17 protein-coding genes, 1 other RNA gene and 1 pseudogene are annotated in these 21384 nt (G+C 62.1%); 6 read left to right on the forward strand and 13 right to left on the reverse strand.

The genetic code is table 11. The features are described from left to right. The 5 genes and pseudogenes from QM649_RS16260 to QM649_RS16280 all read right to left on the reverse strand — a co-directional run. A pseudogene (locus tag QM649_RS16260) lies at positions 1-278 on the reverse strand (hypothetical protein); the annotation flags it as partial. Positions 279-337: 59 nt separating this feature from the next. Then, the gene (locus tag QM649_RS16265) at positions 338-1213 is read right to left on the reverse strand and encodes a Cof-type HAD-IIB family hydrolase (protein WP_415200141.1); all 876 of its coding nucleotides are present in this window, start codon (positions 1211-1213) and stop codon (positions 338-340) included. Between the two features lie 64 nt (positions 1214-1277). After that, positions 1278-2309, reverse strand: a complete 1032-nt coding sequence (adhP, locus tag QM649_RS16270) for an alcohol dehydrogenase AdhP (RefSeq protein WP_415200115.1) — start codon at positions 2307-2309, stop codon at positions 1278-1280. 475 nt (positions 2310-2784) lie between these two features. Continuing rightward, positions 2785-4335, reverse strand: a complete 1551-nt coding sequence (locus QM649_RS16275) for an ankyrin repeat domain-containing protein (protein WP_415200116.1) — start codon at positions 4333-4335, stop codon at positions 2785-2787. A gap of 171 nt (positions 4336-4506) precedes the next feature. Further along, a complete protein-coding gene (locus QM649_RS16280; RefSeq protein WP_415200117.1) occupies positions 4507-5772 on the reverse strand; it encodes a threonine synthase in 1266 nt (421 codons plus the stop codon). A gap of 172 nt (positions 5773-5944) precedes the next feature. Between QM649_RS16280 and QM649_RS16285 the strand changes: the two genes are divergently transcribed. Beyond that, entirely contained in the window at positions 5945-6529 is a 585-nt protein-coding gene (locus QM649_RS16285; RefSeq protein ID WP_415200118.1) for a hypothetical protein, read from the forward strand. Positions 6530-6631: 102 nt separating this feature from the next. On the opposite strand, the gene QM649_RS16290 is transcribed toward QM649_RS16285, so the two are convergent. After that, positions 6632-7690: an acyltransferase family protein gene (locus QM649_RS16290; RefSeq protein WP_415200119.1), complete on the reverse strand. Its 1059-nt coding sequence runs from the start codon at positions 7688-7690 to the stop codon at positions 6632-6634. Between the two features lie 226 nt (positions 7691-7916). Between QM649_RS16290 and QM649_RS16295 the strand changes: the two genes are divergently transcribed. Beyond that, complete coding sequence (locus tag QM649_RS16295) at positions 7917-9068, forward strand: SGNH/GDSL hydrolase family protein (protein WP_415200120.1); 1152 nt, start codon at positions 7917-7919, stop codon at positions 9066-9068. Positions 9069-9237: 169 nt separating this feature from the next. Here the strand turns inward: QM649_RS16295 and QM649_RS16300 are convergent, their stop codons facing one another. The 5 genes from QM649_RS16300 to dprA form a co-directional block, all read right to left on the reverse strand. After that, entirely contained in the window at positions 9238-10383 is a 1146-nt protein-coding gene (locus tag QM649_RS16300) for a mechanosensitive ion channel family protein (protein WP_415200121.1), read from the reverse strand. A 124-nt stretch (positions 10384-10507) separates the two neighbouring features. Further along, positions 10508-10792 (reverse strand): DUF427 domain-containing protein, encoded by a 285-nt coding sequence (locus QM649_RS16305; protein ID WP_415200122.1) that lies wholly within the window; start codon positions 10790-10792, stop codon positions 10508-10510. A 93-nt stretch (positions 10793-10885) separates the two neighbouring features. Then, positions 10886-11350: a hypothetical protein gene (locus QM649_RS16310; protein WP_415200123.1), complete on the reverse strand. Its 465-nt coding sequence runs from the start codon at positions 11348-11350 to the stop codon at positions 10886-10888. 351 nt (positions 11351-11701) lie between these two features. Next, positions 11702-14368: a type I DNA topoisomerase gene (topA, locus tag QM649_RS16315; protein WP_415200124.1), complete on the reverse strand. Its 2667-nt coding sequence runs from the start codon at positions 14366-14368 to the stop codon at positions 11702-11704. A 211-nt stretch (positions 14369-14579) separates the two neighbouring features. Continuing rightward, positions 14580-15782, reverse strand: a complete 1203-nt coding sequence (gene dprA / locus QM649_RS16320; RefSeq protein ID WP_415200125.1) for a DNA-processing protein DprA — start codon at positions 15780-15782, stop codon at positions 14580-14582. Between the two features lie 173 nt (positions 15783-15955). Here dprA and QM649_RS16325 point away from each other — a divergent pair, with 173 nt between their 5' ends. Continuing rightward, the gene (locus QM649_RS16325) at positions 15956-16840 is read left to right on the forward strand and encodes a menaquinone biosynthetic enzyme MqnA/MqnD family protein (protein ID WP_415200126.1); all 885 of its coding nucleotides are present in this window, start codon (positions 15956-15958) and stop codon (positions 16838-16840) included. Positions 16841-17013: 173 nt separating this feature from the next. Continuing rightward, positions 17014-17685, forward strand: coding sequence for a YqaA family protein (locus QM649_RS16330; protein ID WP_415200127.1), 672 nt, complete (start codon positions 17014-17016; stop codon positions 17683-17685). Between the two features lie 27 nt (positions 17686-17712). Here the strand turns inward: QM649_RS16330 and QM649_RS16335 are convergent, their stop codons facing one another. Both QM649_RS16335 and ffs read right to left on the reverse strand, forming a co-directional pair. Continuing rightward, positions 17713-18735 carry a beta-ketoacyl-ACP synthase III gene (locus tag QM649_RS16335; RefSeq protein ID WP_415200128.1) on the reverse strand — a complete coding sequence of 341 codons (1023 nt, stop codon included), beginning with the start codon at positions 18733-18735 and terminating at the stop codon, positions 17713-17715. Between the two features lie 118 nt (positions 18736-18853). Continuing rightward, positions 18854-18951, reverse strand: an RNA gene (gene ffs, locus QM649_RS16340) — signal recognition particle sRNA small type. Positions 18952-19039: 88 nt separating this feature from the next. Between ffs and QM649_RS16345 the strand changes: the two genes are divergently transcribed. Next, entirely contained in the window at positions 19040-19558 is a 519-nt protein-coding gene (locus QM649_RS16345) for a Uma2 family endonuclease (RefSeq protein ID WP_415200129.1), read from the forward strand. Positions 19559-19847: 289 nt separating this feature from the next. Further along, positions 19848-21365, forward strand: a complete 1518-nt coding sequence (rimO, locus tag QM649_RS16350; protein WP_415200142.1) for a 30S ribosomal protein S12 methylthiotransferase RimO — start codon at positions 19848-19850, stop codon at positions 21363-21365. Positions 21366-21384: the final 19 nt, after the last annotated feature.

Consider the following 21384-nt stretch of genomic DNA (forward strand, 5'->3'; position numbering starts at 1 on the left):
GTGGCGGAAACAGATGCCGCGTTGGCTGGCGTGGCTGCCGGCGGCAAATCGACATGCTCAGTGCTGGCGATCTCGGAGGCGTTCACCTCCACGTAGCTCGAAGCGTCGGTATAGAGCCGGACCCGCCCCCCATCCACCTCGCGGTGGTCGCAAATAAGGTCGAAGCCGTTGGTCAGCGTGATGTGCTCGGCGGCATGCGCGGCCGGGAGGGACACGATGGCAAGCAGAATGCCGGCAAAGCCGGATCGCAAACCTGACCGAAGGCTGGAGGGGGTCATCTGGGTCAATCTACCATGTGGGATCGGGAAGGTAACTCACCAAAAGGGGCAATGGCGAGTTATCTTCCTCTGCCAGACGTGACGTTGAGCGAGGTGAGAACGCTCTCGAGAACCTGGGCGACGCCGTCGTGGTCGTTGGGCGGCGCAATGCGCCAGCCGGACTGCTTCGCCGTCGCCAGCAGGCTGGGTGCGGCGTTGGTCATCACCACCGGGTGTCCGGCGTAGCGTAACATCTCCAGATCGTTGAGGTTATCTCCGATCGCCATGATCTCGGAGGCATCGATGCCCCGGCTCTGCGCCAGGCGGCCCAAGGCTATACCCTTCGAGCAGCCCGGCGGCAAAATGTCGAGAATGCAGAGGTCGCGACGTGGATATTCAGTGCGGTGTGTCTCGATTCGGGACGAAAGCTCGCTGGTCGCCAGCCACTCCTCGGCGCGGATCATCTCCGGCAGCGTGCCGCAGACCATGCCCTGGACCGGCGGCTCGCCGGAGTCGAAGGCGCGCTCAAGTGGATTGACTTCCTCGATCCACGGACGGTTTGCGTCGACCCAGAGCGAGATGCGGGCATGTAATTGCGCCGCCGACTCCAGTACCAGCTCGCCCGGCCCCTCGCGATCGAAAGTGAAGACGGTCGTTCCTCCGAAGGGCCGCAGCGCCGGGCATAGCTCGCGCGCGGTCTCCACCGGTAGGGTGAAGCGATCGATGCGCTCCCCGGCAAAGGTGCGGGTCACCGCGCCGTTCGAGGTGATGAAGACCGTTTCGGGGCGCAGACCCACCGGCACCAGCAGAGGAGCGGCATAGGCCTGGCGGCGTCCGGTGGCGATAACCACCTCGATCCCGGCAGCCTGCACCTCACGGAGAACGCGGCGGTTGCGGTTGCTGATGGTTGTACCAGCAGAATGAAGCAGGGTGCCGTCGATATCGATAGCTACCATGCGCACGGGCGGAGTCATTCCTTCCAGTGTACGGGAGGGAGTGACTCCGCGTGCGAGAGGGGTATTAGCTCCTGGCCAGCTCCATCACAATGCGGCCGTCGATCTTTCCGGCCCGCATCTGGTCGAAGATGGAGTTGATGTCTTCGAGCCCGGCGGTCTTGTACGTCACCTTCACCTTGCCTTCGGCGGCAAAGCTGAGGCACTCGGCGAGATCGATGCGGGTACCCACGATCGAGCCCCGGAGCGTCTTGCGGCTCAGCACCAGGTCGAAGATAGAGACGGGAAACTCGCCCGGAGGCAGGCCGCACAACGCCATCACGCCCTTGCGGCGGAGAAGCTTCTCCGCCAGCGCGAAGGCCTTCGGTGAGACCGCGGTTACCAGCACGCCATGCGCGCCGCCGTGGGTGATCTGCATGACCTGCTCGACCGCATCCGCATCCAGCCCGTTCACGGCCGCTTCCGCGCCAAGCTTCAGTGCCAGGTCGAGCTTCTCCTTCGCGATGTCGACGGCAACCACGTGCAGGCCCATGGCTTTGGCATACTGCACGGCAAGATGCCCGAGGCCGCCGATGCCCGAAATTACGACCCACTGGCCGGGACGAGCTTCCGTCTCCTTGAGACCTTTGTAGACAGTCACACCGGCGCAGAGGATCGGCGCGACCGGGGTGAATTCCACGTTGTCGGGAAGCTTGCCGACGTAGTCCGGATCGACGAGGCAGTATTCGGCGAAGCTGCCGTTGACCGAATAGCCTGCATTCTTCTGCTCCTTACAAAGCGTCTCCCAGCCGGCCAGGCAATATTCGCAGTGGCCGCAGGCGCTGTAGAGCCACGGCACACCCACGCGGTCGCCTTCCTTGACAGACTTCACCCCGGTGCCCACGGCGGTGATGTAGCCGACGCCTTCGTGCCCGGGAATGAACGGAGGATTCGGTTTGATCGGCCAGTCGCCTTCCACGGCGTGCAGGTCGGTATGGCAGACACCGGTCGAGATGACCTTCATCAGAGCTTGGCCGGGCCCCACCTCAGGGATGGGAACTTCTTCGACGACCAGCGGTTTTCCAAACTCATGAACAACAGCAGCTTTCATCTTTGCCATAGGATTTCCTTCGTTCTTGAACGCGCCCGCCGCTCACGGCAGGATCGGCTATGTCGGCTTGTGGAGTGAGGGTGCGAATCTCCTTCGCGGCCGAAGTAAATGCATGCACGCCAAGAATCCTGCTCCGCGAAGGAAGAGGTTGCCAATCTTCTGCAATCGTTACTGTCGCAATACGCAACAGGAGTAGGCGTTATCGCCTGATTTCATGCGCCTTTGCGCGATTTGGATAGAGGATCGGAATGCGGTCTCGATGGGAGGAATTGCTTTACTTGGTAATCAATCAGAAGGATGTGTGTGCGCTGCCATCCCTGCCCCAACGTGTCCCAATGAAAACTTTTGTCATTCCGACCGAAGCGAACGAAGAGAGCGCAGTGGAGGAACCTGCGGTTCTCACTGCGCAAGCGAGAATAAGGATGCTCACCCAAGCTCCCGCCTGGGTGGGCATCTTCGTCCGCCCGTTTGAAAAGCGCCTCCGCTACTGCGGCGTCGCGTTGTGCTGCCGCAGTACCTGGAGCACGTCATCGGTGGCCTCGAGCGGCCCTTCCGGCTTCGGGATATCCGCTCCTGCTGCGAGCAACGCCCGCGCAACGGCGGGGTAGTCGCCTTTGTCGCGATGCCAGCTGTTCATCGAGCCATGCAGTGTCCAGCCCAGCGGGCTGCCGCCGTGCTCCATCTCGAAGACGTTCACGGGTGCGCCATGGCGCAGCAGCGTCTCCACCATGGCGAGATTGCCATGCCACGCGGCATAGTGCAGCGCCATCTGCCCATTCTCCAGTTTCGCGGCCACCGGCCATCCATGGGAGACGAGCAGCTCCACCGCCCGTGCGTTGTTGCGCACGGCAGTGCCAATGAGCCGACGGGCCGCAGCATCGGTCAGCCTGCGGAAGAGCATGGGATGTTCCGCGAGGATGCGTTTCACGCCTACTTCGTCCCCGGTTTCGGCGACGTTGATAAGCCGGATCCATGCGGGGCTGCGTTGCACGAGCAGCTCGTGTACCGCCGTGTGGCCGAACTGCCGCGCCAGCATGTGCGGCGTCGTGGTGATGCCGAAGCCGAAGTAGTAAATGCAGCCGCCCGCGCGTGGATCGATCTTCGGGAAGTCGCGCTCGCGCACCGTGACGCGGATCATATCCGGATCATGATTGAGAATGCGCTCCACCAGCGCCAGGTCGCCCAGCGCGGAAGCCATGAGGATGTCCGCCTCGGCGCCGCGTGAAATCAGGTATCGAGCTACGTCGTGACGATATGGATCTCGCCACTCGAGCAGCTGCCGCATGCAAACCATGTACTGGGCTGCGGTCGATTCATGATCGATGTCGCGTGCGTTGATCTCCGCGCCATGGTCGAGCAGCAGCTCCGCGATTTCGACGGTGGCCGCGAAGTGCAGCGGCAGCTCGCCATCGCCGCCACGCGCATGGACGAGCGCGGGATCGGCCGCAAGCAGCTCGCGCACGCGATCGATTTTGCCCAGTCGCGCCGCGGCGTGAATGTCCACGACAGCGCCGCGCGAGATCAGGTATTCGGCCAGCGTGGGACTTGCGGTGTCGAGCACGCCGAAGCCGCCTGCCCACCATCGCGTGCGCACGTTGATGTCCGCGCCCGCATCGAGCAGCGCCTCGACCATCTCGCGATTGTCGCGTATCACCGCGCCGATCAAGGCTTGAGCGTCGAAGCTGAGGCCAGCCAGAGGCTCATCGAGCACGCTGCCGCGCAGCGCAGGATGACGGGTGAGCACCTCGCGCACGGCTGCCGCCTGGTTCGCGCGGATGGCCGCGGAGAGCGCCTGCAGCGGGTCTTCCGATGTGGTTTCAATGTGCAGCTTCAATGCCGGCCAGGTATCGAAGCCGTATTCACGCGCAATCACATGCAGCGCATCGGCGAGCTTCGGCTGTGGCGAGGTGACGCCGAACGCCGCGAAGCGTGCGATGGCATCGGGATCGGCTGCGAGCGACTGGTCGAGCAACGTGCGGGACTGGTTCTTAAGATGTTCGAGATTCGGGCTCTCGGGTAGCTGGCGCAGAGACATGGCTCACTCCTTCTTTTGTGCCCGCGATCCGCTTCGCCGGGCGAGAAGAGAGTGTGTTGTGGCCTTGCGGAGGTGCATCAAGGTGGGATGATCCCTTTCCGCGGACGGGGTGCACCCTTGGTGTGCGATCTGAGTGTAGCAGCCCACACCAAGGGCCACGCAAGTTCCGCATTACACCGGCGTGATGATACCGCCGACCGGCGTGCGCGTGGGATAGGGCTTTGCCGGCTCCTGCACCGTCCGCTTGAGCTGCATGGCCTCGGCGATCATGTCGGTGTACTTCAGTCCCGAGCCGGTATTGAAGAGCACTACACGGTCCGTCGGTTTGAGGAAGCCGTTCGCGATCAACAGGTCGTAGGCCGCTGTCGCCGCCGCGCCCTCGGGGCAGAGCAGCAGGCCTTCATGCCGCGCCCAGTCGAGCAGCGAGTTCAGGATGACGGTATCCGGCAGGTCGACGACCGTGCCATGCGAGGCGCGCACGATGTCGAGGATGATCGAGTCGCCATACGGCTTCGGCACACGCAGTCCGGCGGCGAAGGTGGCCGCGTTCTCGAACATCTGCGAGACATTCGCGCCCTCGCGGAAGGCGCGGGCGACAGGCGCGCAGCCTGAGGCCTGCACGGCGATCATCTTCGGACGGCGTCCAGGCTTCACCCAGCCGAGAGCCTCCATCTCTTCGAAGGCCTTCCACATGCCGATGAGGCCGACGCCTCCGCCGGTGGGGTAGAAGACCGCATCGGGATACTCCCAGCCGAGCTGCTCGACCAGTTCATAACCCATGGTCTTCTTGCCTTCCACGCGGAAGGGCTCTTTCAGCGTCGAGACATCGAACCACACCTCTTCGGCGGAGAGACGTCCTGCGGCCTGTTCGTCGCGCTGCGCCTTGATGCGCTCGCCCACCATGCGTCCGCAGTCGGAGATGAGTCCGTCGACCAGTGTGACCTGCGCGCCGTAGGCAACGCCTTCGAGATAGTTGGCCAGTGGCACGTCCTTCGGCATGAAGAGATGCGCCTCGATGCCCGCGGCCGCGGCGTAAGCGGCAAGAGCGCTCGCCGCGTTGCCTGCCGAGGGAGCGGCCAGCTTGCGCAGTCCGTAATGGCGAGCCATCGAGACTGCGGCGGACATGCCGCGCGCCTTGAAGGCGCCGGTCGGATTCGTGGCTTCTTCTTTTACGAAGAGCGACGGATAGCGGCGGCTCTGGAGCATCGGGGTCCAGCCTTCGCCCAGCGTGACCGGCTCCACGTCCGGCAGCACGGCGCTGTAGCGCCACATGCTCTGCACGCCACCCGGCTCGGGCCGGTGCGTGCTCGCGCGGATCGCATCGAGGTCATAGCGCACGTAGAGCGTGCCGCTGCATTTCGGACAGACGGTCCGGGGCTGGTCGGCGGTAAGGTGCTGGTGGCAGCGGGAGCACTCGAGGAACGTGATGGGAGCCATGTCCTCCAGAGTAACGGAAAGGGAATCTGTATCGCTGGGAGGCGGCGAACCGGAAGGTTTTCAGATTGCTTTCAAGAAGAGCGTTTGTCGGGAGTAATTCGCCTAATTTCCAAAAGCCGCTTCTTGAAGAGTCGTATTGGTTATGAAGCCAACGGCCCGTTAGAGTATGGGAATGTTTGGTGTTGAGCCTCATGAGCAGTGGACAGAAGAAGAGCAGGCGGACTTTGAGATCCATGCTGCCGCGCGGTTGAAAGCCTGCAAAGCTTCGGCGGTGAAGGCGGGAGCAGCCCTTCTTCTAAACATCGCGCTAATAGTCCTATTCCGTGCTGCCCACCAGCTTCACATTTATTGGCAACAAGCCAGATTTCTCGTCATTACGGCAGAGTTGCTCTTCTTATGGCTCGTCATCAAGGTTGGCTACGTTTGGAGTTCATGGCAGTCTTCTCGCGAAGTAAGACGTGAGTACGAGAGTTTCGGTGCGAGCGAGCGGCAAGCTGATCACATACGCGCTCACAAACACTCCATTGAGAACCGTGCTGAGATAGAAGCAAGTGTTGTTTGTGGCTGCTTCTACTGTATGTCTGTCTACCCACCGTCAGAGATATTGGACTGGATTGAGGACAAAGAAGTTCAAACTGCTGACTGTCCTCGATGCGGAATCGACGCAGTAATTGGGTCTGCATCCGGGTTTCCGATCACACCCGAGTTCCTGAACCTCATGAATGAACACTGGTTCGAAGGGCATAGTCCCTCATGATCGAATGGGTACCCTCTCTTCCTATAGGCACAGCGTTCTCTGTGACCTTAATCAGTAACGATAAATCCTGATGTCGTCACTAACCCGACTTAAACTTGGCTCCTACCCCAGCCGACTCTTGAGCCACGCGCGCACCGGCTTGTCGTAGGCGACCATCACCAGCGTGGCGAAGGCCACCATCGTAACGACGCCGCAGGCGACATGAAGCACAAGGTCGTGGCCGTGCGCCAGATTATGCTTCTCGGCGAAGTCGCCCCATATCCAGATGACCGAGTAGTGCGTCATGTAAAGCGGATACGAGAGGTCGCCCGAAAAGCGGCATAGCTTTTCGATCCTCGGGGACACACTTGCGCCTGCGCCCAGCGCGACGAGCAGAGGGAAGTAGACGATGATGATCGCGGCCTCGCGGACCCAGCCATGCGAGGCATACGGCGACATCAGCGCCAGCAGCAGAAGCAGGCTCAGCGCGACAAATCCCAGTCGTGTCCGCAGCCGCCAGCCCATGCGATAGACCAGGAGTCCGGCAAGAAAGGAGAACGTGACCCGCGCGCCACCGTCCCAGAAATTGCGCGAGCTCCAGCCGCCGGAGAGATTGCCGGAGCGATACGCCACCCAGCAGAGCGCTATTGCGGCGACGCATGTGAGCACGATCAACGCGCCGCGCTTCAGCCGGAAGAGCGCCAGTCCGAAGATCACATTCGCCACGTACTCCCAGAAAAGCGACCACGCCGGGGCATTCAGTCCGAAGAGATTGTACGAACGCTCCTTCATCACGCCGCATGGGAGCATCAACAGCGAGGCTGCGAAGAGCAATGCCATTCTGGCGGGGCTATAGCCCGGCGCTACGCCGAAGGGGTTCGCATAGAAGGCGATGAGCCCAAGTACTGCGCCCAGCACCACCAGCGGATGCAGCCGGATCAGCCGTTGTTTCAGGAAGCCCCCGAAGCCGAGCGTTCGGATGCGATCGTCATAGGCGTAGCCGGTGACAAAGCCGGAGAGGCAGAAGAAAAAGTCGACTGCGAGGAAGCCGTGGCCGATCCGGAGCTTGCTGTAGTTCCAGATCACCATCTCCATGAAATGGAAGGTGACCACGCCGATCGCCGCGACACCGCGCAGGCCATCCAGAACGGCAAAGTGCGGTTTCGCGGGACGCGTTTGCATTGTTTCGACTTGGATCTCTGACGCGGTAGCCATTCTGTGTAGCTCCACTGTAATGGCAGAGTGGCTTCGATGGCCTCAGGCACTATGATGGAGCGGGTGTCCGGTTCGGGTGTGGACGCCGATCCTGTTGCATGCTGGAGTGTTCCGGATGAATTGGAAGAAACGACTTGGCTCGCTGTGCCTCGCTGGAAGTGCCCTGTCAGTGAGTCTTTCGTATGGTGTGGCAATGGGTGCCGAGAAGCCGGCGTCCGGCTGGGTGGCCAGCTGGGGCGCTTCGCCGGTCAGCAGCCGTCCCATTGAAGCTGCGGATGTGACCTATCGCGACGTGGTGCACCTGAGCCTCGGTGGGAATGCGATCCGGATCAAGCTGACCAACGAGCTGGGCGAGGCTCCGATCACCGTAGGAACGGCGCATGTGGCGCTCAGCGCCGGCAATGGCCAGACGCAGCCCGGTACCGATCACGCGCTCACATTCAACGGCCGCACGCAGGTCATGATTCCTGCTGGAGCCATGGTCGTGAGCGATCCGATCCCGATGCCGGTGGCCGCGTTGTCTGATCTGGCAGTGAGTGTCTATCTCCCTCAGCAGCCGGTTCCGCAGGCGCACACCACCTGCCATGACCTGGGCTCCTCGACCAGCTATATCGCAACCGGCGATGCGACGGCCGCCACCGCCGTGGAAGGCGCGAAGACGCTCACCTCCTGGTGTGTGGTGAAGGGTGTGGATGTGCAGGCGGCCGACCAGAATGCATTCGCCGTCGCGACTCTCGGCGATTCCATTACCGATGGAGCTGCGTCGACCCCGGATGCCAACCATCGCTGGCCGGATTTCTTCGCGCAGCGCCTGCAGGCCGATAAGAAGACGAAGCACATCGGCGTGCTGAATGAGGGCATCAGCGGCAATCGCCTGCTTTATGACGGCGCAGGTCCGAGCGCGCTCGCCCGGCTTGATCGTGATGTGCTCGCGCAGAGCGGCGTGAAGTACCTGGTGGTTCTCGAAGCGATCAACGATATCGGGCGGCTGGCGCATCCCGGAGACCTCGAGAGCACGCTGACGGCGGCCGACGTGGAATTTGCCTATAAGCAGATCATCGAGCGCGCGCACCAGCACGGGATCAAGGTCTACGGGGCGACGCTGACGCCGTATGTCGGCGCAGGCTACGCAACCCCCGCTGGCGAGGCGATCCGCGAGGCCGTGAACCAGTGGATCCGCACACCGGGCAACTTCGATGGCTTCATCGATTTCGACAAAGCGACGCAGGACCCGCAGAATCCGACGAAGTTCCTTCTGGCGAATGAACACGGCGACCACCTGCATCCAAACGACACCGGCTACAAGGTGATGAGCGACAGCATCGATCTGAAGCTCTTCCAGTAAGGCTGGTTTACTCGAAGACGGGTGCGAATCGTTCGATTCGCACCCGTCTTTTTTTGCGCATGTCATTCTGAGCGAGCGCAGCGAGTCGAGGAACCTGCGGTTAACACCTGTCCGTGTGGATGCTGTGCTTCGGTCAAGATGACAATTCTTGTCTGGCGGATATTGAGTGCTACCGTTTGTGACCGTCGCTCGGGAAAAGCAGCGGCTCAGGTGATTGGCCGTCTTTCCGCGAAGTCGCGCTGAAACGCGTACGCGGAAATTCCTCGGGGAAATTCTTCTGGATGAACTTGACCATGCGTTCCCGCACGATACAGCGCAGGTCGAACAGCCGACTCGAATCAGCCGAGCTCATCAGGCAGCGGATTTCCATGGTGTGTTCGGAGAGGTTCGTCACCTGGAGAGCGTTCACCCGCTTGTCCCAGAGCGGCTCGCTCTCGAGAATGCGCGTGAACTCCTCGCGCAGTGCGTCGACCGGGATCGAGTAATCGACATACAGGAACGACGTGCCCAGCAGGTCCGAGGTGTTGCGGGTCCAGTTCTGGAACGGGCTTTCGATGAAGTAGGTGAGCGGAACCACAAGCCGCCGCTGGTCCCAGATGGCGACGATGACATACGTGGTGGTGATCTCCTCGATCTTGCCCCACTCGCCTTCGACGATGACCACGTCATCGAGGCGGATCGGCTCGGTGAGCGCGATCTGCAATCCGGCGAGGAAGTTCGAAGCCGAGGTCTTGGCGGCGGTAGCGAGCACCAGCGAGGCGAGTCCGGCCGAGGCCAGCATGCCCGCTCCGTAATGCCAGAGCTGCGAATCGCGGAAGACGGAGAGAATCAGCCCGGCATCGACGAAGATCAGCAGCGTGATGAGCATGCGCCGGGAGAGCTGCATCTGGGTGCGCGCCCGGCGCGCGCGGAGATTGTTCGAGGTGTTGATGTCATAGCGGATCAGCAGGAAGTCTTCGATGCAGTAGACCAGCGCGATCAGCAGCCAGCCGAGGGCCAGGAACCACACCACGGCCAGGCTCTTCTGGGCGATTTCAAGATAGCGGTCGGAGAGGAAATCGACGATCGGCAGAAGGATGCCGACGCCGGTAAGAAAGATCAGCGCCTGGGATGGACGCCGGATGCGGCGAACGATCTGGAGAAGGTGGTTGTGGCCACCCTCGCGGGCTCGCTTGAATCGGTTCAGGCTGCCGAGCAGGATGCGCTGGGCGTTGGCGCTGATCGTCGTAACGATGACCAGCACGGTAAGACCAATGATCCAGTCGCGCTGGTGGGCCTCAATAAAGTGCGGGAGCCACAGAAGCGTGCTTCTCATGCTCGTGAGGATGCGTGCGGCCAGCGAAGGGGTTGGGCGGCGCCCGGGATCGGTCTGTATCGGCGGGGAAAGCGGCCCTGCTCAGGAGGCTGGGCCGCGTCTCACCGGAAATGCGCTGGAAGCGCTAGCGCTCGATTTCGACACCGCGCCAGAAGGCGATGTGGTTCTTAATGTTGCGGGCTGCGGGCTTGGGATCGAGATAGTACCAGGCCGCGTCCTGGTTTTCCTGCCCGTCGACGAACAGGGAGTAGTAGCGCGCCTGCCCCTTCCAGGGGCAGGTGGAGGTGGTCGAGCTGGGGCGGATATACTCCCGGTTTACCGAGCTCTCCGGGAAATAGACGTTTCCCTCGACGATCTCGACTGTGTCGCTTTCCGCGATGACTTTGCCGTTCCAGATTGCCTTTGCCATTGCTGCCTTCAGAAACCTTTCCTACAGAGTCAGACCCTTCACCTTACCAGAAGCGGCCTCGCTGTGCATTGCAAGCGCTCACTTTCTTTAGGGTTACTGTCCGCGGCTGGCACGCAGGGCCTGCGCCTGGGCCCGGCGCTGAGGCAGGATGGCCTTGAGCCGCTCCACAGACGCGCGCGCCTGGGGATAGGCCTCCACCAGCTGCTCGATCTTCTCCAGAAATCCGGGGCGAAAGGTTCTGATTTCAGCAAGATACGGCTCGAACTTGGCGTAGATAAAGAACGGTTCGGAGGCGCAGTCCAGGAAAAGCTCGCCGTTCAGGGCGCCGTGGGTGACGAAGGCGGCCGCCATATCCCAGTAGCTGGTGACCTGCCGCGCCCAGGCATTGTGCTCGGTACCGAGGGCCTTCATCAGCTCGACGACCTCGTCCAGGGACTCGGGAAAGAATTCGGTATGCATCCACGCGCGCGCCTTGCGCATGGTCTCTTCGGTGCGAAGTTCATACAGCTTCAGGATCAGGTGCGCATCCTGCGTAGTCGCCAGCGTGGACTCGAACATAAGGTCAGCTCCCCGGCGTGAGTCTAAATCGGATCGCGGTGGAGAAACAGGACTGGTGGGATTTTTAGGGGTGATGGCTGGGGTGCTGGGATTCCCGCTCTCGCTCGCGCCGTGAAGAACCGGGTGGCCCATTCAAGCCTGTTGTTGGCTTGAGTGGGGAAGTGCGAAACAACAGCTGCGCATTTCACATGGAATCCGGATTCGCTGGACTATCGCTTCTCGCTTACTTGAGCGAACTGCGGGTTCCTCCACTTCGCTCCCTGCAGTCGCTTCAATCGGAATGAGAAATTGCAGGTAAAGCAAAACGCCCCTGCCGCTCGATGCGGCAAGGGGCGTTCTCGTTCCTACTCCTTACACCTCGACCAAGGGACCATGCGTCTTGGCCGTGGGCCGAGCCTTCTTTTCAGCAGGCTTAGAAGCAGTCTTGGCTGAAGCAGGAGCTGCTTCCGCAGGCGCTTCCGGCGGCGGAGCGTCGCCGATGCGCTTGGTGTAGCTGCAGGTGACCTCGCCCTCCGCTTCGCCCTTCTTGGCGCGCTTCTTCGGTGCGTCTTCCTCGTCAGCCGAGGGCTTCTTGTTGTTCGGGCAGACCAGGTAGACACCCGACTTCAGCGTCTTCTCCATCAGGTATGGCGAGCCGCACTCCGGGCACTTCTGATCGACCGGCTTGTAGTTCGCCGTGAAGTCGCACTTCGGGTACTCCGAGCAGCCGTAGAAGACATTGCCGCGGCGCGCCTTCTTCTCCACCAGGTCGCCCACCTTGCATTTCGGGCAGTTCATGCCGATGGTGTTCTGTTTGATGTACTTGCACTTCGGATACGCCGAGCAGGAGACGAACTCGCCGTACTGCCCGTGGCGCAGCACCAGCTGGCTGCCGCACTTGGGGCAGTTCTCTTCGAGCGGTTGCGGCGGCTTCTGCTGTTGCTTCTGGTTCAGGCGGCGGACCGTCTTGCACGGCGGGTCTTCGTTATAGCCGGGGCAGGCCATGAACGGACCCCACGGACCGTTGCGCAGCACCATCACGCGGCCGCAGTTCTCGCAGTATTCCTCTTCGGTCTCTTCGGCCTGGTCGGCCATCTGCAAGTTCGGCTTGGCGTCGAAGTTCTCCCGCGTGTAGTCGCAGGATCCCTTCTTCTTCTTGTCGTACGAGCTGCAGGCGTAGAAGCTGCCGAACTTGCCCCACTTCAGCACCAGCGGCGAGCCGCACTGCGGACAGACTTCGTCCGTAGCCTTCTCCATCCGCTTGATGTCTTCCATGTTGTCGCCTGCGACCTTCAGCTCCTTCTCGAAGTGGTCGTAGAAGCCGCCGAGCAGGTCGGTCCACTTCTCCTTGCCGTCTTCGATGTCGTCAAGCTCCTCTTCGAGCCGCGCGGTGTACTTCGTATCGAAGATGTAGGGGAAGTTCTTCACCAGCAGGCCGGTGACCACGTTGCCGATCTCGGTGGGTACGAAGCGTCCATTGCGCCCGCCGATCTTCTGCACGTACTCGCGGTCCTGGATGGTGTTGATGATCGAGGCATAGGTCGAGGGGCGGCCAATGCCGCGCTCTTCCAGCTCCTTCACCAGCGAGGCTTCGTTGTAACGCGGGGGCGGCTCGGTGAAGTGCTGCTCGGGCTTCAGCTCCTGCAGGTTCAGTTTGTCGCCGGCGTTGAGCGCGGGCAGCTTGTTGGCGAGCGCCTCGTCGTCCTCGTCCTTCTTTTCCTTCGACTCCTCGTAGACCTTGAGGAAGCCGTCGAATTTGACCACCGAGCCGGTGACGCGGAAGTCATAGCTCTTGTCGGCCTTGGCCACGATGTCGACCGTGGTCTGGTCGAAGAGGGCGGGCGTCATCTGCGAGGCGACAAAGCGCTGCCAGATGAGCTTGTAGAGCCGGTACTGCTCGTCGGAGAGATAGCGCCTGATCTGGTCCGGATGGAGATCCGGGTTCGACGGACGGATGGCTTCGTGCGCATCCTGCGCGTCCTTCTTCGACTTGAAGGTGTTCGGTGCGGCGGGCAGGTACTTGTCGCCGTGCTTCGCCTGGATAAAGCTGCGGACCGAGGCGATGGCCTCCGGCGCGACGCGGGTCGAGTCGGTACGCATGTAGGTGATGAGACCGACCGTGCCTTCGCTGCCGAGGTCGATGCCTTCATACAGACGCTGGGCCACACCCATGGTGCGCTTCACGTTGAAGCCGAGCTGGCGGGCGGCATCCTGCTGAAGCTTGGACGTGGTGAAGGGCGCAGCCGGATTGCGCTTGCGCTCCTTGCGCTCGACATTGCGCACCGACCACGTGGCCTTCTTGATCTGGGCCACGGCCTCGTCAGTGAGCTTCTGGTCAGGCAGAGCTGGGGCGTCCACGGTCTCGACCTTGGCCTTTGCGCCGTCGATGCCGATAAAGCGGGCGGTGAAGTCCTGACCCTTCGGCGCGGGCTGCAGCACGGCGTCGATGGTCCAGTACTCGACCGGGTTGAAGGCCTTGATCAGCTCTTCGCGCTCGACGATCAGGCGCAGGGCGACCGTCTGCACACGGCCGGCGGAGAGACCGCGGCGGACCTTGTCCCAGAGCAGCGGCGAAATCTGGTAGCCCACGATGCGGTCAAGAACGCGGCGCGTCTGCTGCGCGTCGACCAGGTCGCGATCGACCGAGCGGGCGTTGTTGAACGCGGCCTTGACGGCCTTGGGGGTGATTTCGTTGAAGGTGACGCGGTGGATGGCGCCGTTCTTTGCTGAGCCCTTGAGAACTTCTTCGAGATGGGCGGCGATGGCCTCGCCTTCGCGGTCCGGGTCAGGCGCAAGGTAGATGCTGTCTGACTTGGAGGCGATCTTCTTGAGGCGGTCGACGACCTTTTCTTTGCCCGGGATCACGATAAGCTCGGGCTCGAAAGTACGCTTCTTGCCCTCGAGGTCCACGCCGATCTTGTTCTTCGGCAGGTCCATGATGTGGCCTATGGAGGCCTCCACGGTGAAGTCGCTGCCGAGATATTTGCCGATCGTTTTAGCCTTCGCGGGCGACTCGACGATCACGAGAGATTTGCTCATGCTTTTCCTTTACGACGGGCGTACATTTCTTTGACGCGTCTCCGCCGCTCCCAATTCCTGTCAGTGTTCCTTACGGTTTGGATTCCCTGAAAACAGGAATCCGGTCAATTTCTCTGGAAGCTACCACGCCTCCCCGCTGGAAATCCACCAGCGCCATTTTAAGGAGCGCCGGAAACTGCCACGCCGCGACCAGCCAGGAACGGCTGTTGGATCAAAGACAGCGGACGTAGTGTTTGCCGGGAAGCTGCCGGATGCGGCCGGTGAGTTCAAGCTCGAAGAGGGCGGTAAAAACCTCCGAAGAGCTGAGTTCTGCCTCCAGCCTCTCCATGATCTCGTCGATCTGGAGCGCTTCATCGGGTCGAAGGATCGAGAGCAGGCGAGCTTCATGGGGCTGGGGTGGCTCTTCCCTGAATAACGATGCAGCAGGGGTGTCGTTTGATGCAAGCCCGGCCTTCTGCTCGAGCCGGGACTCAAGCTCGGTTCGTACCTGCGAAGGAAGATCTTCCCACACATCCTCCCAGGTTGCAGTGAGCTTTGCCCCCTGCTTTATCAACGTGTTAGGCCCCCAGCTGTTCTTGTTGGTCACATTGCCGGGCACGGCGTAGACGTCGCGATTCTGCTCGAGGGCGCACCGGGCGGTGATCCGGGTGCCGGAGTATTCGGCCGCCTCCACCACCAGCACGCCGACACTGATCCCCGAGAGAATCCGGTTGCGGCGGGGGAAATTCGGCGGGGAGGGGAAGGTGCCGAGCGGAAATTCTGAGAGAACGGCTCCGCCGCTCGCGACGATCTTCTCGGCAAGCGAATGATTCTCCTTGGGATACACCACATCGATCCCTGTTCCCCAGATGGCGATGTTGGGCTTGCCGGCGGCCAGCGCGCCCTTGTGAGCGCAGGTGTCGATACCCCGGGCCATGCCGCTCAGGATGATGAGACCTCGTTGGGCCAGGTCGCGGGAGAGCATCTCCGCCATGGAGGCGCCGTAGGGGGTGGGGTGCCGGGTGCCGACCACAGCGATCGCTGGCTGCTGCAGGACGTCGGCGTTGCCGCGAACCCAGAGCACCGGCGGTGGATCGAAGATCTCGCGCAGGCGTTCGGGATAGGCCTCATCGGCATGGCAGAGGAAACTGCCTCCCAGCGTGGCGATAGCCATCCGCTCCTCGCCGGCAAGGGAGAGTGCGCGTCCTTCCGCGATGCACTGGGCGCTCTCCGCCGGAAAATGCAGCCCTTCGAGGTCAGTGAGCCGCAGCCCGAGAACGCGCGTCGCGGAGCCGATCCGCTCGATGGCCTTAAGGATGCGGCGAGGACCGAGCTTCGGCGTCAGGGTAAGCGCGAGCCACGCCAGCCGCTCGTCTTCGTGAGGGATATGCGATCCGTGATGTGCCACGGGATGGCTGGCCGGAGCAGGAGTCATCGTTTCAGGCTGGCTTTCACGAGAACTGGAAGGATGGAAGGCAGGCTAGGTCCATCGCAGGGACGAGTCAAAGGAAAAGCCTCGTTCGGGCGCGAAGCCGCAGTTACGGAAGGGATGTGGCGCGGCTGCAGGGATCGTGAATAGGACGCGCAATCGGGTTGGTAGACTGAGGAGTGAACCCGGTATCCCGCAAGCTGATTCTCGCCGCAATTGACTTTGTGAACCCCGCGCCGCTGATGTGGGATTTCGAGCACGAACCCCGGAAAAGCGAACTGGCTGGACGCTACGAGATCGTTTCCTCGACGCCTGCGGAGTGCGCTCGCAGGCTGAAGAGCGGCGAGGCGGATATCGGACTGGTTCCGGTGGCCTCCTATGCGCTGACTTCCCGGAACGGAGCCGAGTCGCAGAGCATTGTGCCTGGCTGCGCCATCGCCTCGCTCGATGAAATCCGCTCTCTGTTGCTGGTGCTGCGCCCGGGCCTTCGCCCGGAGGATGCGAAAACAGTCGCGCTTGATACCGCATCGATGACCACGGTGACCTATACCCGCATTCTCTTTGCTAAATATTGGAGGCAGCAGCCGGAATTCCTCCCCATGGCAGCGGATCTGGAGACCATGCTGGCCAGCGCCGACGCGGCTGTGGTCATCGGCGATCCGGCGCTGCTGGCGCTTGAGGCTCGCGCGGCACGCGAACAGCGCACGGGCGAGCGGCTTACGTATCTCGACCTGGCGCATGTCTGGAAGCAGTGGACCGGAACGCCCTGGATCTCGGCTTTCTGGGCGGTGCGCGATGCGGCCTTCGGCCCGGATACAGTGACCCGGGAGCAGCTGGCTGAGGACTTCCTGCGCTCGCGCGATGCGGGCATGACGCATGTCGAGGAGCTGGTGCAGGAGTGGGCGGGGAAGATTGCAGTTCCGGAGCCGGTGCTCAGGGAGTATCTGTCGCGGAACATCCACTACATTCTGGACGAGGCCTGTCTCGAAGGGCTGCGGCTCTTCTACCGCTACGCGGCCGAGTGCGGTGCGCTGCCGCACGTGCCGGAGCTGAAGTTCCTGTAGGATCGACCGCGTATCGGAAGCGATTCCCGGACGGCCCATGCAAGCCTGCTGCTGGCCTGGGTCGCTGCGCTTCGGTCGGAGTGACGGAGCTTTCTAGTTGCGTGAATTCACGAATTTTCGATAACTGAAAACCGCACAGCGACTTCAGGGCTCAATCCCGCGTCTTAGGGAGCGTGCCTGCTCAGCCGATCAAGACCGCGACCAGAACACCGCATCATCACCTGATGCCCAGCTGGCTCATTCATCTGGGCGCTATCGGTGTCTTCGCGGTTGCGATGCTCGACGCCTCGCCAATCCCCTTGCCGCTGCCCGGAAGCACGGACGTGCTGATTTTGCTGCTGGCGGCGCATCGGGGAAACCCATGGGGACTTACCGGCGCGGCTGTCGCAGGAAGCCTGTGCGGGGCGTACATCACCTGGGGAGTCGCAAAGAAGGGCGGCATGGCCCTGGTCGAGCGCTATGTTCCGGATCGCTGGCTCAGGAAGCTAAGGCCGCGCATGGAGCGTCACGGCGCGCTGGGCGTGGCGCTGGCCTGCGTGATGCCTCCGCCGATTCCGCTGATGCCCTTTCTGCTGCTGGCCGGCGCGCTGGGCGTGGAGAAGCGGCCGTACCTCACCGCGGTGGGCGTGGCGCGCGTGGTGCGCTATGGAGCCATGGCATGGCTGGGAGCGACCTATGGACGGCGGGTAGTTCGTGCGTGGGAGCGGTACTTATCCGGCTGGTCCGATGTGATCCTGTGGACCTTCTTCAGCCTGCTCATCGCGGCAGTGATCTTCGGCGTGTGGAAGTACCGGCACGATCGTCGGCGGGTGATGGAAAAGCCCGCGGCGCAGGCCGCGGGCTAGTAGGTTTCGCACCGAACCGAAACGGGCTTAAATCTCCCAGCGCAGCAGCGTGGCTCCAACAGTGAAGCCTGCGCCGACACTGGCGATCAGCACCAGGTCGCCCTTCTTGATGCGGTTTTCTTCGACAGCCGTACCCATGGCCAGCGGAATGGTGCCGGCGGTGGTGTTGCCGTAGCGATCGATATTGATGACCACCTTTTCGATCGGCAGGCCCAGACGATCGGCGCTGGACTCGATGATGCGCTTGTTGGCCTGGTGCGGGATGAAGGCAGCGAGGTCCGCACCCGTGATCTGGTTGCGGGTGAGCACCTTCTCAGCCGCTTCGGCCATCTTGCGCACGGCAAACTTGTAGACCGCCTGGCCGTCCTGGTGGACGTAGTGCATCTTGCTCTCGATGGTGGCGATCGACGAGGGATGGGCGCTGCCGCCGGCCGGCATGTTGAGTGCCGGAGCGCCGGAGCCATCGATCTCGTGCACGAAGTCGATCAGGCCGATCTCGTCCTGTTCGGCGGGCTCGATAAGCACCGCGCCCGCGCCATCCCCGAAGAGCACGCAGGTGGTGCGGTCGGTGTAGTCGATGATCGAGGACATCTTGTCCGCGCCAATGACCAGCACCTTGGAATGAGCGCCGCTCTCGACCAGCTTGGTGCCCATCTGCAGGGCATAGACGAAGCCCGAGCATGCGGCCGAAAGGTCAAAGCCCCATGCGCCCTTGGCGCCGAGCTTGTCCTGTACGATGCAGGCCGTGGCCGGGAAGAACATGTCCGGGGTAACCGTGGCAACGATGATGGCGTCCACTTCGGAGCCCTCAATGCCGCGGCTGGCCAGGCACTTGCGTGCGGCGGCGACAGCCAGGTCGCTGGTCGCCTCATTCTCCGCTGCAATATGACGCTCGCGGATGCCGACCCGGGAGTAAATCCACTCGTCCGAGGTCTCGACCATCTTTTCGAGGTCCTGATTGGTGAGAACACGGGATGGAACGTAGGTGCCGATGGCGCTGATCTTGGCGCGCCGGGCCGCGGGCGTGCGTACTGCGAGGGTCAAGGACATTCTCCCTAAAGGTAAGAACTCAAAAGGGTATTTTCGCCGACGGGCCGAAGGCCTGTCCACGTCAGGATGTAAAGCTTTTGTCTGAGATTTTTCGTGGGAGGACTTGCAGGAGGGAAATATGTACCGGGTGACCTGCTGCGCACGCACTAGCCCGGTACCGTTGCTTCCTTCCGGACCTGGCGGGGTTAGCGGGATTGCGCCGCGCAGGACCCGGCACACGAATGATTCTAACACTTTGCGTCGGGAGAGTTTTCCTCGTTCGGGATGTCACCAGGAGTAGACTGAACACCAGAGGACATCTGCCATGGCAGCGACCGCCACGAGCAACTGGGTTCCGCTGGAAGTGTACCTGCGTTCTTCCTATGAGCCGGACGCGGAATACGTGGACGGTGAGATCGAGGAGCGTGCCGTGGGTGAGTACGATCATTCTTCCTGGCAAGAAGCCATCATCCTGTGGTTTCGCCAGCATGCTTCGGAGTGGAACGTTCGCGTCAAGCCCGAACTCCGCGTTCAGGTTTCGCGCAGTCGCTTTCGTATCCCCGATGTGACGGTACTCGACCGCGCCCTCCCCATCGAGCAAATCATCACGCATCCGCCACTGGCGGTATTTGAGGTTCTCTCGCCCGAAGATTCGATGACGCGCGTGCTGCGCAAGCTCGAGGATTACGCGAAGATGGGCATTCCGGAGATCTGGGTGATCGATCCAAAGACGCGCCAGGCGCGGGTATATCGCGATGGAGCTCTCGTACCGGCTACGGTGTTCGGTGAGCCCGGCGGGCGGATGCACTTTGAGATCAAAGAGATCGAGGCGCTGCTGGATTAGCCGGCTTTCCCATAGAGAGTTGTCATTCCGACCGGAGCGCAGCGAAGTGGAGGAACCTGCGGTTCTGTTGGCAAGAGGAAGAAACTGGGTGCCCGCCCAAGCTCCGCCTGGGCGGGAAAGTACGAACTCCGTCAGCCAGGCGAAATCCTGTAAACCCAGATCTCGAACAGAACGAGGTGCGAGGCGCCCGGTCCACGATCTGCTTCAGCCGATTTTCGGGGGAAAATCCTTCAAATTCCAGTAAAATAGCTAGGTGACGCACTCTCTCCTCGACACGCCTCAGGCAGGCGTGATCGATTCCGAACAATCCGTTTCTTCCTCATCCCGCCCCAAGGTGGGATTTGTTTCGCTCGGCTGCCCCAAGAATCTTGTGGACAGCGAAGTGATGATGGGCCTGCTCGACTCTGCCGGCGCGCAGATGACGAACGATGCCGCCGAGGCCGAGATCCTGGTCGTGAACACCTGCTCGTTCATCGACAAAGCCAAGCAGGAGTCGGTCGATACGATCCTCGAAATGGCGCAGCACAAGACCGACGGCAAGGCCCGCCGCCTCATCGTGGCCGGGTGCCTGGTCGAGCGCTATCGCGACGAGATCCGCAAGAATATCCCCGAAGTCGACGCGGTCGTCGGCACGGGTGAGCTTGAGGCCATCCTCGCTGCCGCCGGTCTCTCGAAGCCCGCACCGGTCATCTCCCAGCCTTCGCCCTTCACCATCCTGACCGACGCGGAAGCCGCCAGCATCGCGGCTACGAATATCGAATTCCGCGCCGAAGGCGACCTGCGCGAGTCGCAGGGACGCTTCTCGCGTGCGGAATGGGACGGCGCGGAGGCTTCGGCGCTGCCGCAGTATCTCTACGACCACACCACGCCGCGCCTGCTGGCGACGGGCAAGACCTCGGCCTACATCAAGATCGCCGAGGGCTGCGACCATCCCTGTGCCTTCTGCGTGATCCCGAACCTGCGCGGCAAGTTCCGCTCGCGCCGCTTCGAGTCGGTAGTTGCCGAGGCCGAGAGCCTGGTGGCGCAGGGCGTGCGCGAGATCGTGCTCATCGGGCAGGACACGACCTGCTACGGCGAGGACATGGGCCTCAAGGACGGCCTCGCCATGCTGCTCGACCGGCTGGCGCAGATCCCCGATCTCAAGTGGCTGCGATTCCTCTACGCCTACCCGAACAAGGTCACGGGTAAGCTGCTCGAGACGATCGCGAAGCACGAAAAGATCGTGAAGTACCTCGACGTACCGCTGCAGCACGCGGCCGGACCGGTACTCAAGCTGATGAAGCGCGGCGCGAATGCCGACATCTTCCTCAAGACCGTCGCCAAGGTGCGCGAAGCCGTGCCGGGGATTGCGCTCCGGACGTCTTTCATCGTGGGCTTCCCGGGCGAGACCGAGGCTGACTTCGAGGCGCTCTGCGACTTTGTACGCGAGGCGAAGTTCGACTGGCTGGGCGTCTTCACCTACTCGGACGAAGAAGGCTCGAAGGCCTTCGACCTGGGCGACAAGGTGCCACCGCGGGTGATCGAATCGCGCCGCAAGAAGCTGATGAAGCTGCAGCAGTCGATCAGCAAGAAGGCGAAGCAGGACTGGATCGGCCGCGAGCTCGATGTGCTGGTCGAGGGCGAATCGGAAGAGACACCGCTGCTGTGGGAAGGCCGTTCGCAGTTCCACGCGCCGGAGATCGACGGCACCGTCTATATCAACGACTTCGGTCCCTTCGAGGAGCTGACCCCGGGCCGCTTCTACCGCTGCGAGATCACCGAAGCGCATGACTATGACGTGGTCGCTCGCATCGTCGGCGAAGCGTAATGCATCTGTAGACCAACGG

Source organism: Silvibacterium sp. (genome assembly GCF_047605705.1).
Classification (GTDB): Bacteria; Acidobacteriota; Terriglobia; order Terriglobales; family Acidobacteriaceae; genus Silvibacterium.

Excerpts from the sequence above, each read along its gene's own strand:
- adhP (WP_415200115.1), bottom strand. The coding sequence starts at position 2,309 with ATGGCAAAGATGAAAGCTGCTGTTGTTCATGAGTTTGGAAAACCGCTG.
- QM649_RS16345 (WP_415200129.1), top strand. The coding sequence starts at position 19,040 with ATGGCAGCGACCGCCACGAGCAACTGGGTTCCGCTGGAAGTGTACCTG.
- dprA (WP_415200125.1), bottom strand. The coding sequence starts at position 15,782 with ATGACTCCTGCTCCGGCCAGCCATCCCGTGGCACATCACGGATCGCAT.
- QM649_RS16280 (WP_415200117.1), bottom strand. The coding sequence starts at position 5,772 with ATGGCTCCCATCACGTTCCTCGAGTGCTCCCGCTGCCACCAGCACCTT.
- QM649_RS16300 (WP_415200121.1), bottom strand. The coding sequence starts at position 10,383 with ATGAGAAGCACGCTTCTGTGGCTCCCGCACTTTATTGAGGCCCACCAG.
- QM649_RS16310 (WP_415200123.1), bottom strand. The coding sequence starts at position 11,350 with ATGTTCGAGTCCACGCTGGCGACTACGCAGGATGCGCACCTGATCCTG.
- topA (WP_415200124.1), bottom strand. The coding sequence starts at position 14,368 with ATGAGCAAATCTCTCGTGATCGTCGAGTCGCCCGCGAAGGCTAAAACG.
- QM649_RS16295 (WP_415200120.1), top strand. The coding sequence starts at position 7,917 with ATGGGTGCCGAGAAGCCGGCGTCCGGCTGGGTGGCCAGCTGGGGCGCT.
- QM649_RS16335 (WP_415200128.1), bottom strand. The coding sequence starts at position 18,735 with ATGTCCTTGACCCTCGCAGTACGCACGCCCGCGGCCCGGCGCGCCAAG.
- QM649_RS16285 (WP_415200118.1), top strand. The coding sequence starts at position 5,945 with ATGTTTGGTGTTGAGCCTCATGAGCAGTGGACAGAAGAAGAGCAGGCG.
- QM649_RS16275 (WP_415200116.1), bottom strand. The coding sequence starts at position 4,335 with ATGTCTCTGCGCCAGCTACCCGAGAGCCCGAATCTCGAACATCTTAAG.
- QM649_RS16305 (WP_415200122.1), bottom strand. The coding sequence starts at position 10,792 with ATGGCAAAGGCAATCTGGAACGGCAAAGTCATCGCGGAAAGCGACACA.
- QM649_RS16290 (WP_415200119.1), bottom strand. The coding sequence starts at position 7,690 with ATGCAAACGCGTCCCGCGAAACCGCACTTTGCCGTTCTGGATGGCCTG.
- QM649_RS16265 (WP_415200141.1), bottom strand. The coding sequence starts at position 1,213 with ATGGTAGCTATCGATATCGACGGCACCCTGCTTCATTCTGCTGGTACA.